The sequence below is a fragment of the Halomonas sp. GT genome (assembly GCF_002082565.1).
In the GTDB taxonomy this organism is placed as follows: Bacteria; Pseudomonadota; Gammaproteobacteria; order Pseudomonadales; family Halomonadaceae; genus Vreelandella.
Genome location: NZ_CP020562.1, coordinates 910,202 through 925,723 on the forward strand (window position 1 = coordinate 910,202; position 15,522 = coordinate 925,723).

Consider the following 15,522-nt stretch of genomic DNA (forward strand, 5'->3'; position numbering starts at 1 on the left):
GGTGAACGTTTAAGCCAACAGCCTATCATAGTCACGCATTAAGGCTGAGAGTATAAAGTTAAGTAAATGCTAACTAATCGGCGCGTTATGTCGATTCATTTTCAGGAGTCAGGCGTGCGACAGCACTGGACAATCAATATCGTGTTAGGCGTTTTTTTGACGCTACTCATAGGTGTGATGACTTACGCACAGGCACAGAGTGTTTCTCTGCCTAGCCTGGGTGGGGGGAGTGATGCATCAGAAGAGCAGAACGTCAGTGGTGAAAGCTTCCAAAACTCGCTTAACGATGTGATCGCAATGCTTGAGAACGAAGAGCAGCGTCAAGCGCTACTCGACTCCCTACGTGAGTTACAGCTTACTACCGAGGAGACTGAAGATGACAAAATTGTCCATCAAGGTTTACTGGGTGCATTAGCCGATACGTTGACTGATATTGGCGAGCAGGCTCAAGCTGGCGATTCACCGATTGACGAGTGGTCGCGGCAATTGGTCCAAGGGGCAGCTGATTTACGCGCATTAAATGATGGTGCTGATCAGGGTGAGGCAATACGTGCAGTGGCAGATGGTGCCGTCCTTGCGTTTGTTTGGGTTGTACTGTTGATCGTTATGATTGCGTTTGGGCGCTTGCTCGCCACGCGTCGAGAGTGGCCGCTAGATTTACCTCGAGACCCAAAAGCGTGGTTATTGGCAGTGCACTTTTTGCGTCGCATGCTGCCTTGGGCACTGTCATTTGCGATCACACTGGGGATTGGGCAGATATTGCCTTACAGCCCCGGCCGAACGGTTGTACTGGTTGTGGCTTACGTTTGTGTGTGCGGTCGTGCGCTGTCGGTGGTTATTGAAACGGTCATTGCATTTTTCAGTCGAGGTCATCGTTTTACAGCGGTGCAGGTGCTACAACAAAAAGCGTTACGCGGCCTGTTTGTCATTGGCGCATTAATTGCCCTGGGCGATGCAGTGAACTCCACCCGCTTAGTAGAGCTGTTGGGTAGCGAGCTCTCCAGCTTAGTGTCTGTCCTTGCAAACATGCTGGCTGCGCTGCTGTCGGCGCGCTTTATCTTTAAGTTTAAACGACCTGTCCGCCATTTGATCTGTAACCGCCCTTACAAACAGCGCCGCGATGCAAGTGCAGCTGTTGAGATGATCCGTGCGCTGGGCGGCCTTTGGCATATTCCTGCGCTGCTGATGGTGGGTGGCTCATTATTAGCGATCTTTATCACCGTGGGGGATGTGGGTACGGCGCTTGCGCGCTCGATTATCTCGGCAAGCTTATTAGTATTGACGTTGGTAGTAACGGGTTTGCTAAGACGTCAGTCTGAGCGCTTAGGTAAACGCCGTCATCGCCGACGTTATAGCCAGTATCGTAAGCGTTTAGAGCGTTTCGGCTTTGTACTTGCCCATCTTTGCGCCTGGATGGTGTTTGCTGAACTGTTTATGCAGGTTTGGGGCGGTTCGCTGTTTGGCCTTGGCCAGCAAGCGGTGGCCAGTGCCCGTATTGGCCAAGCTCTGGTAAGCCTGGGGTCAACTATTCTGCTGGCTTGGCTGGTCTGGATCTTTGCTGATACGGCTATTCAGCGTGCGCTAACATCATCCGCGCGTTCTCGCGGTAGGCGAGTGAATCAAGCCCGAGCGCAAACCATCACGCCGATGATACGCAATGTGATTTTTGTCACGATTTTGATCATCGCGGTAATTGCCGGGTTAGCAAATCTTGGTGTTAACGTTACGCCGCTACTCGCAGGTGCGGGTGTTATCGGTTTGGCGATTGGTTTTGGTGCCCAAACGTTGGTGCAGGATTTAATCACTGGGATCTTTATTCTGATTGAAGACTCCTTGGCGGTGGACGACTTCGTTCAGATTAATGGTCATATGGGAACCGTTGAGGGATTGACACTGCGGACCGTGAAGCTGCGTGATTTGGATGGTGTTGTCCATATCATTACCTTTAGCCGTATTGAGTCGATTCATAACATGTCGCGCCAATTCGGGATTGCGCTGATGCGGATTCGTATCCCTTATGCGATGAAAATTGATGATGCAATTACGCTGATGCAAGAGACGGCGCAAGAGCTACGCAAAGATCCTATGATGCGCCACTATATTTGGTCACCTTTAGAAATGCAGGGTATTCAAGGTTTTGAAGATGGTTGCCCCATTTTACGAATGCGTTTTCGTACAGCACCAGAAATGCAGTGGGATGTATCGCGTGCCTTTAACCTGCTATTGAAGCAACGCATGGAAGCGCAGGAAATCGATCTGGGCGTACCGCGCCTCAGTGTCAGCATGGAGGCGCGCTCAGAAGATGGCAGGCAAGATTATATGCCCGATGAGGCGAGAAAAGAGAGTACGAAAAAAGAGAGCACCGGCACGGATTTCACGCTCGACGAGCCAAGCGATGAACAACCGCGGGGAGATAAGGCTAGGGGAGGTAGTGCTAGGGATGAAGGCGACGATAGCCCACGTAAACGACCACCGCCGCCAAAGCCTGCTCCGCGTCCGACAGAAGCAGAAATGCGCCGAGATGAGCGTGAGCGGACAAAGGCATCATCCCATGCTAAGCCCAAGGCCCAAGGCGAGCCCAAAAGCGAGACCTATGCCAGCACCAATGGTGAACAAGGCGACGAGTAGCCACGGGCCTTTGAAACGCCTCCAGCGGTTATAAAGTGATACCGAGAGACTAACGCGATCAATTAGCTCGTCATGGCGCGAAATAGCATTATCGGGTGGCAGGGAAAAGTCGTTGGCCACATCGCCTTGCCAATGAGCGCCGTGGGTTAGTCCAAGCCTTGCCCGCAGTTGTCCTATGTCACTCACTGTTTTATGGAGCTTGTTATAAGCATCGCGGTGTTCTACAGCACCAAATACAGTTTCAGCATCCTGGCGCAGCGCGCTGTTTGGGCAGCGGGTCACCGCGCTTTTGATTTCTTGATCGCTCGCGTCGGGTGTTAGTGTCAGTCGTTGATACAAATCGCGCATAATGTTCGAGTCGATACTCACTGTCGGTTTGGGTGCTCTGCCCTTAATCGTTAACAGTAGGCTGATCAGGTGTTTTGCATCAAATAATCGTAGGCGCTTTTGATGCGCTGAAAGCGCGTTGATGCCAGTGCTATTTGATGTTCACTACCCGAATAGAAGCGGTCAGGGTGGTGCAGCTGAGCCATACGGCGATAGGCGCGGCGAATATCGGCACGATTAGCTCCAGGTGTTAGCCCTAATACTGCCAGCGCTCGTGTGTTGCGGTCGGGTGGTGAAGAGGGGCGTTCCCGCTGTTGGCGGCGGGCTTCTTCCTGACGCGTCTGCTCTTGTTGCCAGCGCTGATGCTCTTGTTGTTGAGTATGTTCTTGTCGTTGACGGCGCTCTTTTTGCTTATTCTGTTCTTGTTTGTCCTGTTTTTGCTTGGCCTGATCCTGTTTTGCCTTATTACGGCGTGCATCATCCTCTTGGCGCTGTTTATTCTGCCGCTTTTGTTGCTGTTGTTCATTATTAGCACGCTGGCGCTCTTCGGCCTCTTTTGCTTTCTGCTCAGCAGCGTGTGCATCACGTGCCTTGCGCGCGTGATATTCTGGATTGTGCACCCGCCAGTAGGCGTCTCGACTGGGATCCTCTGCTGCTCGCAGTGGTTTGCCCGTTAACTCATGAAAGAGGGTATTGAACGTGGTAGGCGTGACATTTAGCAAATCAGCGAGAAAGCCCAGAATGTAATGGTTATTCAGAGATAGCTCACCATCGTCGGTAGCAACCGTGATCGCTTGGTGAAGTATGCTCAGACTACGCTCGTTGGAGCACTCTTTGCGCACTACCTCGGCCGCTAACTGTATGGCTTGAAGGTCTTGGCTATGGGCAATGCTCATCACTGGCCCAAGTTCATGCCCATGACGAAATTGCGCAGTGACTTGAGCCAGTCGGCGTCGCCTCTGGCCTTCAGACACCTGTTGGCGATGAACAAGCACCCAGGCTAACAGTAGTAGTGTTGCCGTATCCACTTGGCTGCGGCTTTTTAGCAGCAACAGCTCAAAGGGTGAAAAACGGGCAATGGACATTCCCTGGCTCCAAGGCAAAAAAGAGGGTAACCACAGCGGCGCTTTAACGGCCATCCTGATAATGATTGGCCATGGTATATCATCGCGTTACGCAATGAAGTAGGAGATTCGTTAGGTGATCAATGTTGAGCGTAAAAATAGCTTCCAGCTGAGGCTCACTCGACGGCTCAAGGAAGAAACGTCGCACACGCTCGATGTTTACCTATTTGTGCCCAAAGAGCTTGGGCTTAGCACCCATGTCATTTCCGAAGAGGCGTTTTATCACGGCGCGATCAGCGTTTCACGCACTTACTACAGTGATGAGTATCATTTGCCACTGGTTCATAGTCGCTTAGCGAGTCGCAATCAGTTAGGCAGTGATTCCTATCGATTAAGTTTGAGTTTGTACGCTTACCAATACGTTGGGGCGTTAGAACGAACGACGCAGGCAATGCTGGTTAGCGCCAGAAAACTACGCCATGCCACCAGTGACCAGCGCCAGGAGAGTGGCGAGCTTCAAGAGCTGGCCGATGCGCTCCGTGATCAACTGTATGAAATGAGCGATTTGAGCGAAGGCATTCTTAAGCGATTGCGACGCAATTCACCCACAGATGAGCGGCTCTATAAATACTTTGCCAACATCGATAATTACCTTTCCTGGTTTACCGAGCAGCAACTGCTGGCATTGGTAGCGCATATGCCTCGTGGCGGCGAATTTAGTGAGATAAAGCGTCGATTTATCATCGTCTGCCAGCGTGAGAGCGACTATCGAAAAGAGCAAGAGTATAACGCCGAACGGGTGATGGAAGATCCCACTCGGATGTCGAATAAAATGCGCTTGCTAAGGCGGCTTATTGAACACCCAATTACGCTTAAACAGCGAGCCCTAGAGCTTGGGGGCGGTGAGCAGAAAGCAGTGAAAGCGCTGGCTACCGCAGTGGTAATGACCTTTGTATCGCTTGGTGTACTCCACCTTCGAAGCGTACTGGGTGATGTTACTGCACTGTTTGTATTAGCCATGGCGTTGCTTTATGCGATGCGGGAAGTGTTTAAAGACGACTTGCGTAACACGCTTTGGCGCTGGCTTCGGCGCGGAAGGCCAAAGTGGCGGCGACAATATATCGACCCCACCCGCAATCAATCGGTGGGCCGGCAGTTAGAGTGGTTCGACTATAAACGTTATGCCGCACTAGAGGCGGACATTCAGCAAATGCGCCGTCGTACGGTTGCTCAGCGTGAGGAAGAGGTGCTTCATTACCGTTCCAGCTCACGTATGTCGCCCACCCGCTTTTTAAGTGGTTATGAGCATACCCGTGAAACGCTGCATATCGATCTTTCCATGTTGACGCGCTTAATGAGCAAAGAGAAGCACTTCATTTACCGGCTGAAAGAAGGACAGGCCGTTAGAGAAAGTGTCGAGAGACGTCACCTGTTTAACTTGGTCATTCGTGAGACGGGTAGTGAGGACACAACCTACCTAGCTCGCTGGAAAGTGGTTGTGAGCCGTTCTGGCATTGTCGATGTCGAGAAAGTCGCTGAGGAAAGTGTAGAGAAAACCAGCAAATAAACTGCGTTGGATCAATAGACTGGCACTGAGACCGGGCCTGCATAGCGAAATCACCAGTAGCACACTAGTCTCAAAGGTGAGCAATATAATTTGCGACTGCGACCCTGTCGCCTGGAGGATACTGTGCAAGCTATCGACATTATGACACCCAACGTGGTGTGTGTAGGGCCCGACGCAAACGTGCGCGATATAGCGCAGTTGCTACTCGAAAACCGCATTAGTGCCGTACCGGTCGTCGATGATGAGCGTAGAGTGTTGGGTATCGTGAGTGAAGGCGATTTGATGCGTCGAGTGAAAGATGAAACGGATGATAACCGCTCTTGGTGGCTCTCGCTCTTCAGTGGCGGTAAAGATGCGGGCGAGTATGTTAAATCCCATGGGCGTAAGGCGCATGAGGTAATGACATCAAACCCATTGACCGTTGAGGAAAATGCACCACTACATACCATTGCTCGTTTGCTGGAAAAGCATCACATTAAGCGTGTGCCAGTGGTAAAAGATGGCAAAATCGTCGGGATTGTCAGTCGCGCAAACTTACTTCAAGGAATTGCTAACGCAGTCGTAGCACCCACCCAGTCGCCGGAGGATGACCGCTCTATTCGTGAGGCCATTCTCAAAGAGATCGATAATAACACCGGCGTACGAGCCGAGAGTTTCAGTGTCATTGTCGATGGTGGAAGCGTAGAAATTTGGGGGTTAGTAGAGTCTGAGGAACAGAAACAGGCAGTGACCGTAGCCGCTGAAAATACCCAGGGCGTCAAGCGTGTTGAAAATCACCTTGGCATGATGCCACGCGGGGCGGGCTATTTCTAATACGTTGTGTTTCTTATCTGAACAGCCCGTTGCCTTTGTGCAGCGGGCTTTTTTGTGGGCGCTAATGCGTACTCTGTTTACTCTTGTGAAGCGACTAAAGTTGTATTTAAGTAAACGTTTACTCTTTGCAGGTAAACGTTTACTTTAAGCCTCGAAGGTCATTTTTGAAGATGTTTTATTTCGCAGGAGAATGTATGAGCATTAACGTGACCGTATGGGGAGAAAACGTCCACGAGCAAACCAATGATGTCGTGGCGCGTATTTACCCTAAGGGCATGCACCAGTGCATCGCCGAAGGTTTAAACGAAGCGGAAGGCATAAATGCCTCTGCCGTGACGCTGCAGGATCCTGAGCAAGGCTTAAGCGAAGCAACGCTTGAAAGCACGGATGTACTGCTATGGTGGGGCCACGCCGCCCATGGCGATGTATTGGAGGAGACGGTTGATCGCGTTCAAAAGCGCGTGCTCCAGGGCATGGGCTTGATTGTGCTGCATTCTGGGCACTACTCGAAAATCTTTAAGCGCTTAATGGGAACTACGTGTTCACTAAAGTGGCGTGAAGCGGGTGAGCGGGAACGGCTTTGGGTGGTGAACCCAGGTCACCCGATTGTTCAAGGGCTGGGGGACTATATCGAGCTGCCCCATACCGAAATGTACGGCGAACCGTTTGCGGTGCCCAATCCTGATGAAGTGATCTTTATCAGTGCCTTTGAGGGGGGGAAGTATTCCGCTCTGGTCTGACCTATAAACGTGGCAACGGTAAGATTTTCTACTTCCGTCCCGGCCACGAAACTTACCAGATTTATTACGATGCTCAAGTGAAAACTGTGTTGAAAAACGCCGTGACTTGGGCGCGCCCGGAAGGTTCTCGATGGATCGACAGCTGCCCTAATGTTCCCGCTGAACAAGCGCCTAATCCGGTCGAAATTAAAGGCGAAAGCCTGCATAAACCTGGCGAGGAGGGCTTCAAATGATCCGTTTGGCGATAATTGGTGCAGGCAGTATGGCCGGCGAGCACGCCAAGCATTTTGGCCGTCTTGAAGGAATCGAAGTGATTGCCGTGTGCGACCGAGACCTTGCCAAAGCCCAGGCGTTTGCAGAGCATCACGGCATTGCTGACGTTTATCAAGACCTGGAAGCCATGCTGGCTCGGGATGATATTCACGCGGTAAGCAATGTAACTCCTGATGGTGTTCACAAAGCTACATCGTTGGCCGCTATTGCCGCCGGAAAGCATATTCTGTGTGAAAAGCCGCTGGCGACAAATGCACAAGATGCCCATGAAATGGCGGCGGCTGCTCAGGCCGCTAACGTGATCAACATGGTCAACTTAAGCTACCGCGATGCCCCAGCTATTCAGCACGCACGTGCGCTGATTGCGGGAGGGGCGATTGGTCAAGTTCGTCATGTAGATGCTAGTTACCGGCAAAGCTGGCTAGTGAGTAACGCCTGGGGACGCTGGAATGAAGATAGCCAGTGGTTGTGGCGGCTTTCCGAGTCCCACGGCAGCAAAGGCGTATTAGGCGATGTCGGCGTGCACATTGTCGACTTTGCCAGCTTCCCTGTTGGCGACATTACCCGCGTTAACTGTGAGCTAACCTGCTTTGAAAAAGCGCCAGACAATCGCATTGGTGAGTATGTGCTGGATGCCAATGATACGGCGCTGATGAGAGTGTCATTTGCCAATGGCGCAAAGGGCACTATTCAGGCTACACGTTGGGCAACAGGGCATCACAACTCGCTGGCGCTGAGTGTACACGGCGATAAAGGAGCAATTCGTATTGACCTGGACGCCTCAAAAGAGGATGTGCAGGTATGTCTCGATGATGACGTACATCCCGCTCGCTGGAGCACAGTGAAAGCACCGTCCACGCCGAGTATTTACCAGCGCTTCGTCGAGAGCATTCGCAGTGGGAATAACGATCAACCTGATTTTGCGCGCGGCGCTGCGATTCAAACCGTGCTCGATGCCTGTTTCGTATCAAGCCAGGAAGACCGCAGCCTAGCGATTGCCAGCTAGGTGGGTGGCTCTTCAAATAACAAAATACTAATCCGATTAAGTTAACGAGCACCCTATCTACTAATAACAATCCTAACTACCAATAACAATAGAGGTGAATGCTATGCGTTATTACCTGCGCTCATCAGCGGTACTGCTTGCCCTGCTGCCCACAACGCTGCCTGCCATGGCGGCTGAAATTACCATTGCCTGTGGTGATGGTGGGGCAGCAGATTTCTGCCCAACGCTGGCAGAACGGTGGGCCGACGCTAACGGCCACCAAGTGAATATTGTCACCACGCCAGCATCGGCGACTGAGAAGTTGTCGCTCTATCAGCAACTATTAGGCAGCCAATCGCAAGATGTGGATGTGCTGATGGTGGATATTGTGTGGCCAGGGCTACTGGCCGACCACTTGGTTGACCTAAATGACTACCTGCCAGAGGGCGCGACTGACGGCTTTATTCCCTCACTGATGGATAACAATACCGTGCAGGGCAAGCTGGTGGCATTGCCGTGGTTTACGGATGCAGGGCTGCTCTATTACCGCCACGACTTGCTAGACAGATACGACGCCGAAGTGCCAGAAACTTGGCAGGCGTTGACTGACACCGCGCGGCGTATCCAACAGGCTGAGCGCGACGCAGGTAATGCGCGCATGCATGGGTTTGTATTTCAGGGGCGAGCCTATGAAGGGTTGACCACGAATGCGTTGGAGTGGATAGCCAGCTACGGTGGCGGCACCTTTGTGAATGCTGATGGGCAAGTCACCATCAATAATCCCCAAGCTGTAGAGGCCATCACGCTAGCAGCCTCTTGGGTGGGTGATATTAGCCCTGAGGGTGTGCGCAATTACATGGAAGAAGAAGCACGTGGGGTGTTCCAGGCGGGTAACGCCGTATTTATGCGCAACTGGCCTTATGTCTGGTCGTTGGGGCAGGCAGATGGCACGCCCATTCAAGGCAAGTTTGGCGTCGCGCCGTTACCCCGCGGGCCCGAAGGGCAGTCTGTCGCGACGCTTGGCGGCTGGAACTGGGCGGTTTCGCGCTACTCAGAGCACCCTGACATCGCCGCTGACCTAGTGGCTTATCTCACGGCTGAGGAGCAGCAGAAAGCTCACGCCATTGAGTTTGGTCGAAATCCGACGCGGCCAGTGCTCTATGAAAATGCCGAGGTGCTGGAAGCCCATCCGTTTATTGGCGAACTTTATGAAACCGTTATGAACGGCGTACCACGTCCTGCGAGCGTTACTGGAGAAGCGTATCCACGGGTGTCTAACGCAGTGTTTAACCGCGTGCATGATGCCCTATCCGGAGATACTTCCCCCGAACAAGCAATTCAGCAGCTCGATAGCGAGCTTGCCCGTATAGGGAGGCGTGGTTGGTAGCTGGATTTGCCGCAATGCTTAGCGATTTTTGGCACAATTTTTGGCACAATTATAAGCCGAGTCGCTGAGGCATGGCATGAAACAGACCAAACAGAGCGCCCAAACGGCGACCATACGTGAAATAGCCCGGCGGGCCGATGTATCCATTGCCTCGGTTAGTCGGGCGCTAAATGGTAAGCCTGGGCTAAGCGACGCGTTGCGGGAAAAAATTCTCACCATCAGCCGTGAAGTGGCGTATCAACCTAGCGCAGCAGCCAGGCAACTGATTAGTGGTAAAGCTGCTGTAGTCGGTATTTCCTTGGGGCGTCAGGATATCGAGCTGCGCCCCTACTATATTTTGCTGTATCAGCACTTAACCGTGGCACTGCACCAGCAGGGCATGGTGCCGATCTTTTTCCACCACGATCAGACGGCAGAACTGCCGGAACGGGCGGGCGCGGCTATTCTACTGGGTGAAACCGCCGAGGATGAGCGCCCCAGCTTGCTAGAAAATGTCGGCGTGCCTTTTGTACGTATTGGCAACCCAGGGCAAGGATTTTCGGTCGCACCGGATGATGACCAAGGGTTTTATGAAATGACGCACCACCTTATTGCGCAAGGACGTCGTCAGATTGCTTTTGTTGGTGGTGAACTGGAAGTCCCTGGACCTCACAGCCGTTTAGAGGGGTACCGACGGGCGCTGGATGAAGCTGGGCTCTCTGAGCAACTAATTAGCCTGCCGCACCGCTTTAGCTCAGATTCACTAACCAGCTATCGCCATTTAAATCGTTTGTTGGCGGATACATCAAACGGCCAAACGCTGCCATTTGATGCGCTAGTATGCGCCACCGACGAGCTGGCGCTTGGCTGCGTCGCTGCGCTAGAAGACAGGGGAATCGACGTGCCTCACCAAGTCGCGGTGACCGGTTTTGATGATCTGCCAGCGCTTGCTTCTGGGTTAACCACCATTCGCCAAGATATTGCAGCGATTGCGGCAATGAGTGTCGAGCTATTGGGCGAAGCGCTAGCAGGTAAAGCGCCCCGGCACCTATTGTTGCCGGTGACGCTTGTCATGCGGGAAACAGGGTGAACACTTAACGCGGGGGCAGTTGCTCGGGGCCGAAGGCGTCAGGCAGTAGCGTTTCCATGGTATAGGTTTTTAGCACGTCGCCCTGGTGGGAAAGCACCATGATTTGCGTTTCTGGGGTGGCGAATTCACGGATGCGCTGGCGGCAGTCGCCGCAGGGTGTGCACAGGTGCTCGCCTGGTCCCATCACGTACACCTTGGCAAGCTCGCGCTGGCCAGCGGTGATCATGGCGGAAATCGCTGAGGCTTCCGCGCACAGCCCTTTGTAGTGCGCCACTTCCACGTTAGCGCCTGCAAACTGCTGCCCATCAGGGCACTCCATTACCGCGGCGACTGGATGATTGGAGTAGGGCGCATAAGCGTTGTCCAAGGTGGTCAGTAGCGTGTCAACCAGTGCCTTATCAGCTTGGCTCATGGCGTTATCCTCATAAATGGCTATTAGGCCTTAGCAGCGTCGTCGCGTAGTACCGTGTCTAGCGCAATCGTCATCATGTCATTGAAGGTGGTCTGGCGGTCGGCGCTGGAGAGCGACTCGCCTTTCAGGATATGGTCGGACACCGTGCAGATGGTTAGTGCGCGAGCACCAAACTCTGCTGCCACGCCGTAAAGGCCTGCCGCTTCCATTTCCACACCCACGATGCCGTAGCGCTTGAGCAGTTCGGCCATGTCGGTCTGCGGGTTGTAGAACAGATCCGCTGAGAAGATATTGCCGACTTTTACCGGTACATTCTGCGCCTTGGCGGCAGCAACGGCGTGGCTTGTCAGCTCAAAGTCAGCGATGGCCGAGAAGTCGTGGTCATTAAAGCGCATGCGGTTCACTTTGGAGTCGGTGCAGGCACCCATGCCAATAACCACATCACGTACATTGACGTCGTCGCGCACCGCGCCGCAGGAACCGACACGAATAATCGACTTAACGCCGTAATCGGTAATCAGCTCTTTGGCATAAATAGACACTGACGGTATGCCCATGCCGTGGCCCATGACCGAAATTTCGCGGCCCTGGTAAGTGCCGGTATAGCCGAACATGCTGCGTACATCGTTCACCTGACGAACATTTTCCAGGTAGGTGTCGGCGATGTACTTGGCGCGCAGCGGGTCGCCGGGCATCAGAACGGTATCCGCGAAATCGCCCATTTCAGCATTGATATGTGGTGTTGCCATAAAACGCTCCTATTGATCGTTTTTCAATCAGATTAATTCGCTCAACGTTACGGTTCAGGCAGCGTTGGGTAAAAAGCTCTTGCCGTCTTCCATCGCTTCAACGGCGAAGAAGGCGGCTAACGTCTGGCCGATATCGGCAAAGGTGTCGCGCTCGCCTAGCGGGCCGGGGGCAAACCCTGCGCCATGCACCATCACTGGCACATATTCGCGGGTGTGTTCGGTGCCTTCCCAGCTGGGGTCGCAACCGTGGTCGGCGGTGAGTAGCAGCAGGTCGTCATCGTTCAGTGCGGCAAGCAGTTCCGGCAGGCGGGCATCGAAATGCTCAAGCGCGGCGGCGTAGCCCGGCACGTCACGGCGGTGGCCGTAAACCGAATCAAAATCAACAAAGTTGGTCATGATCATAGTGGTTCGGTCGCTGGTTTCTTTCGCGGTGCGGGCTACTTCGGCGAGCGTCGCTTCCATCAGGGCATCGTGGCCGCTGGCTTTGACTTTATGGGTAATGCCGCAATGCGCGTAAATATCCGCGATCTTGCCAATCGAGACCACTTCGCCGCCCGCATCGGCCAGTTTCTGCAATACGGTGGGGCTGGGTGGCTCAACGCTGTAGTCGCGGCGGTTGCCAGTGCGGGCAAAACTGTCGCTGTCGTCGCCGTTAAACGGGCGGGCAATCACGCGGCCAATGTTGTAGGGCTCAAGCAGTTCGCGCACGGTTTCGCATAGGGCGTAGAGGCGCTCTAGACCAAAGTGTTCCTCATGGGCAGCAATCTGAAACACGGAATCTGCCGAGGTATACACAATCGGCTTGCCGCTTTGGATGTGCTCTTCGCCCAAGCGGGCGATGATCTCGGTGCCAGACGCGTGGCAGTTACCGATTACGCCGGGCAGGTCGGCTTGCTGAACGATTTTTTCCAACAGCTCGGTGGGGAAGCTGTTGGTTTTATCAAGAAAATAACCCCAGTCAAAGCGTACTGGTACGCCAGCAATTTCCCAATGGCCGGAAGGAGTGTCCTTGCCGCTGGAGATCTCTTTGGCGTGGGCGTACGCGCCTTTCAATTGAGCTGGCAGGCTAACACCTTCGGCGACGTTTCCCGTCGCGTCGCGGTGGGCGTGGAACAGGCCAAGCGCCGCCATATTCGGCAGCTTCAGGGGGCCTGAGCGCTCAGCGTTATCGGCGTCACCGCGGGCGCAGGCAGCCGCGATGTGGCCCAGGGTGTCAGCACCCTGGTCGCCGAATTTATCAGCATCGGGGGCGCTACCGATCCCAAACGAATCAAGGACTAATACAATCGCACGACGCATTAGGCTTCTCCCCGGAAGGTGTCTTGAAGCAGTGTGTCCGCTGCGGCAGGCTCTTCGCTAAGGGTCATGGCGGCACGCAACTGAGCCGCGGCACGCTTGGCCGCATCTTCACTGCGGGCGTGAACAATGGCTAACGGGCGCTGGCTATCGACGCGATCGCCAATCTCGACAATATCGCTAAAACCGACGCTGTGATCGACGCTAGCGTCGTTGCGCAGGCGGCCACCGCCTAGCTCGACGACGCTCATACCGACGGCACGGGTGTCGATGCGCTGTACGATGCCACTCTGCTCAGGGTACACCGGCTGAATGACCGGTGCGGTGGCCAAGTAGCTATCTGAGCGTTCCATAAAGTCGGCGGGTCCGCCCAGCTCTCGCACCATGCGGGCGAAGACTTCGGCTGCTGCACCCGATGTGAGCGCTTTTTCCAGCTTAGTTAGGGCTTCTTCACGGTTGTTGACCAGTTTGCCAGCGATCAGCATTTCCACCGCCAGTTCGCGGGTGACCTGCATAACGCGGCTGTTGGCACGTTCGCCGCGTAGCAGGGCTAAGGTCTCGACGATTTCGACTGCGTTGCCAGCGCAAGGGGCCAACGGCTGGCTCATGTCAGTGAGCAGGGCAGTGGTCGGCGTGCCGGCTTGGGTTGCCACGTTGGCGATGCTTTTGGCTAGCTCGCGGGATTTTTCCGGCGTAGGCATAAAAGCGCCGCTGCCGACCTTAACGTCCATTACTAAGGCGTCTAAACCAGAAGCCAGCTTTTTACCCAGAATAGAGGCAGTAATCAGTGGAATGGATTCCACGGTGGCGGTCACATCACGCACGCCGTAAATGCGTTTATCGGCGGGGGCTAGGTTGCCTGTTTGGCCGATAATCGCTACACCGGTGGACTTCACCACACTGCTAAAGCGTTCTGGCGCTGGGTAGGGGTCGTAACCGGGGATCGACTCCAGCTTGTCCAGCGTGCCGCCGGTGTGGCCAAGGCCACGACCTGAAATCATCGGCACAAACGCGCCGCAAGCGGCTACCCAGGGGCCTAGCACCAACGACACTAAATCACCAACGCCGCCGGTAGAGTGTTTATCGACAATCGGGCCGGGCAGGTTGAGAGAATCCCACTGCATGACATGGCCAGAGTCTCTGGTCGCTGTGGTCAGTGCGACGACTTCTTCACGGCTCATGCCATTTAAGAACACCGCCATGGTGAAGGCACCAATCTGGGCATCGCTGATGCGATCATCGGCAATGCCCTGCACGAAGGCTTTGATCTCTTCCGCGGGTAGCGGCTGACTATCGCGCTTCAGGCGAATCAGTTCCTGAGGTAGGAGAGCGTGATGAGAAGCGGTAGATGACATTTAGTAGCCTCCGTTAGTCGTTGAAAGCGGGGCGGTTTGTGGGGCGCCGCTTAGCGTATTCAATAAATTACCCAGCAGGCTGGAGGCACCAAACCGGAAGTGCTCAGGCGTTACCCACTGCGCGCCCATAATGTTAGTAGCAAGTGCGAGATAATCGGCGGCTTCTTCGATGGTGCGCACGCCACCAGCGGCTTTAAACCCGACATCTTCACCGCTGGCTTTAATCGCGTTGAGCATGATCTCGGCGGCTTCCAAGGTGGCGTTTGTGTCGACTTTGCCTGTCGATGTTTTAATAAAGTCAGCGCCGCCTTCAATAGCCAGTTCACTGGCACGCTTGATAAGCGCGGGATCTTTGAGTTCACCCGATTCAATGATGACTTTTAAGCGTGCTTGACCGGCGCAGGCGGCTTTACACATTTCGACCAATTCAAGACCGGTTGCTTCATCGCCTGCCATTAATGCGCGGTAGGGGAAGACCACATCGACTTCATCGGCACCGGAAGCGACAGCGTCGCGGGTTTCACGGGCGGCGCCCATGATGTCGTCACTGCCGTCTGGGAAGTTGGTAACCGTGGCAATTTTAACGTGGTCATTGAGTTTGTGAGCGGTTAGCGCGCGCTGCGCGGTAACCACAAATTGCGGATAAACGCATACCGCTGCTGGGTTGCCAAAGGGTGTTTTAACTTGCTGGCAGAGCGCCTCAATCGTGCTGTCGGTGTCGCTGTCGTTCAGGCTCGTTAGATCCATGAGGGTGAGTGCTTGGCGGGCAGCTTGGGTAAGTTGGGCTTGAGTATGCTCAGAGGAGGCAGTCGCAGTCATGGAGTTCTCGCAAATTAATAAAAGACAAAACGGGCACT

Annotated in this window: 13 protein-coding genes and 1 pseudogene; 7 read left to right on the forward strand and 7 right to left on the reverse strand. The window is 54.0% G+C overall.

The features are described from left to right. The first annotated feature begins 114 nt into the window (after positions 1-114). Complete coding sequence (locus B6A39_RS04215; protein ID WP_083001689.1) at positions 115-2,628, forward strand: mechanosensitive ion channel family protein; 2,514 nt, start codon at positions 115-117, stop codon at positions 2,626-2,628. On the opposite strand, the gene B6A39_RS04220 is transcribed toward B6A39_RS04215, so the two are convergent. Further along, positions 2,545-2,976, reverse strand: coding sequence for a hypothetical protein (locus tag B6A39_RS04220; RefSeq protein ID WP_083001691.1), 432 nt, complete (start codon positions 2,974-2,976; stop codon positions 2,545-2,547). The two genes, B6A39_RS04215 and B6A39_RS04220, sit on opposite strands and share 84 nt — an antisense overlap. 65 nt (positions 2,977-3,041) lie before the next feature. After that, positions 3,042-4,040: a J domain-containing protein gene (locus B6A39_RS04225; RefSeq protein WP_083001694.1), complete on the reverse strand. Its 999-nt coding sequence runs from the start codon at positions 4,038-4,040 to the stop codon at positions 3,042-3,044. Positions 4,041-4,155: 115 nt separating this feature from the next. Between B6A39_RS04225 and B6A39_RS04230 the strand changes: the two genes are divergently transcribed. The 6 genes and pseudogenes from B6A39_RS04230 (at position 4,156) to B6A39_RS04255 (ending at position 10,853) form a co-directional block, all read left to right on the forward strand. Continuing rightward, positions 4,156-5,586 (forward strand): hypothetical protein, encoded by a 1,431-nt coding sequence (locus B6A39_RS04230; protein ID WP_083001696.1) that lies wholly within the window; start codon positions 4,156-4,158, stop codon positions 5,584-5,586. A 123-nt stretch (positions 5,587-5,709) separates the two neighbouring features. Further along, a complete protein-coding gene (locus tag B6A39_RS04235) occupies positions 5,710-6,399 on the forward strand; it encodes a CBS domain-containing protein (RefSeq protein ID WP_083001698.1) in 690 nt (229 codons plus the stop codon). Between the two features lie 194 nt (positions 6,400-6,593). Further along, positions 6,594-7,372: pseudogene (locus B6A39_RS04240) on the forward strand (ThuA domain-containing protein). Further along, positions 7,369-8,418, forward strand: a complete 1,050-nt coding sequence (locus tag B6A39_RS04245) for a Gfo/Idh/MocA family protein (protein WP_083001701.1) — start codon at positions 7,369-7,371, stop codon at positions 8,416-8,418. The pseudogene B6A39_RS04240 and the gene B6A39_RS04245 overlap by 4 nt, the downstream one beginning before the upstream one ends. 103 nt (positions 8,419-8,521) lie before the next feature. Beyond that, the gene (locus B6A39_RS04250; RefSeq protein WP_083001703.1) at positions 8,522-9,784 is read left to right on the forward strand and encodes an ABC transporter substrate-binding protein; all 1,263 of its coding nucleotides are present in this window, start codon (positions 8,522-8,524) and stop codon (positions 9,782-9,784) included. A 76-nt stretch (positions 9,785-9,860) separates the two neighbouring features. Continuing rightward, positions 9,861-10,853, forward strand: a complete 993-nt coding sequence (locus B6A39_RS04255) for a LacI family DNA-binding transcriptional regulator (RefSeq protein ID WP_083001705.1) — start codon at positions 9,861-9,863, stop codon at positions 10,851-10,853. A gap of 4 nt (positions 10,854-10,857) precedes the next feature. Here B6A39_RS04255 and cdd read toward each other — a convergent pair whose 3' ends face one another. The 5 genes from cdd to deoC are packed head-to-tail and all read right to left on the reverse strand — an operon-like array spanning position 10,858 to position 15,484. Then, positions 10,858-11,265 (reverse strand): cytidine deaminase, encoded by a 408-nt coding sequence (cdd, locus tag B6A39_RS04260; protein WP_083001707.1) that lies wholly within the window; start codon positions 11,263-11,265, stop codon positions 10,858-10,860. 23 nt (positions 11,266-11,288) lie between these two features. Continuing rightward, positions 11,289-12,014: a purine-nucleoside phosphorylase gene (gene deoD, locus B6A39_RS04265; RefSeq protein WP_083001709.1), complete on the reverse strand. Its 726-nt coding sequence runs from the start codon at positions 12,012-12,014 to the stop codon at positions 11,289-11,291. A 54-nt stretch (positions 12,015-12,068) separates the two neighbouring features. After that, on the reverse strand, positions 12,069-13,313 hold the full coding sequence (locus tag B6A39_RS04270; RefSeq protein ID WP_083001710.1) for a phosphopentomutase: 1,245 nt from the start codon (positions 13,311-13,313) through the stop codon (positions 12,069-12,071). Next, positions 13,313-14,665, reverse strand: a complete 1,353-nt coding sequence (gene deoA / locus B6A39_RS04275) for a thymidine phosphorylase (protein WP_083001712.1) — start codon at positions 14,663-14,665, stop codon at positions 13,313-13,315. The genes B6A39_RS04270 and deoA overlap by 1 nt, the downstream gene beginning before the upstream one ends. Further along, complete coding sequence (deoC, locus tag B6A39_RS04280; protein ID WP_083001714.1) at positions 14,666-15,484, reverse strand: deoxyribose-phosphate aldolase; 819 nt, start codon at positions 15,482-15,484, stop codon at positions 14,666-14,668. Positions 15,485-15,522 lie beyond the last annotated feature (38 nt).

Coding starts and splice junctions, on each gene's coding strand:
- B6A39_RS04220 (WP_083001691.1), bottom strand. CDS start 2,976: ATGCGCGATTTGTATCAACGACTGACACTAACACCCGACGCGAGCGAT.
- B6A39_RS04225 (WP_083001694.1), bottom strand. CDS start 4,040: ATGTCCATTGCCCGTTTTTCACCCTTTGAGCTGTTGCTGCTAAAAAGC.
- B6A39_RS04245 (WP_083001701.1), top strand. CDS start 7,369: ATGATCCGTTTGGCGATAATTGGTGCAGGCAGTATGGCCGGCGAGCAC.
- B6A39_RS04250 (WP_083001703.1), top strand. CDS start 8,522: ATGCGTTATTACCTGCGCTCATCAGCGGTACTGCTTGCCCTGCTGCCC.
- B6A39_RS04255 (WP_083001705.1), top strand. CDS start 9,861: ATGAAACAGACCAAACAGAGCGCCCAAACGGCGACCATACGTGAAATA.
- cdd (WP_083001707.1), bottom strand. CDS start 11,265: ATGAGCCAAGCTGATAAGGCACTGGTTGACACGCTACTGACCACCTTG.
- deoD (WP_083001709.1), bottom strand. CDS start 12,014: ATGGCAACACCACATATCAATGCTGAAATGGGCGATTTCGCGGATACC.
- B6A39_RS04270 (WP_083001710.1), bottom strand. CDS start 13,313: ATGCGTCGTGCGATTGTATTAGTCCTTGATTCGTTTGGGATCGGTAGC.
- deoA (WP_083001712.1), bottom strand. CDS start 14,665: ATGTCATCTACCGCTTCTCATCACGCTCTCCTACCTCAGGAACTGATT.
- deoC (WP_083001714.1), bottom strand. CDS start 15,484: ATGACTGCGACTGCCTCCTCTGAGCATACTCAAGCCCAACTTACCCAA.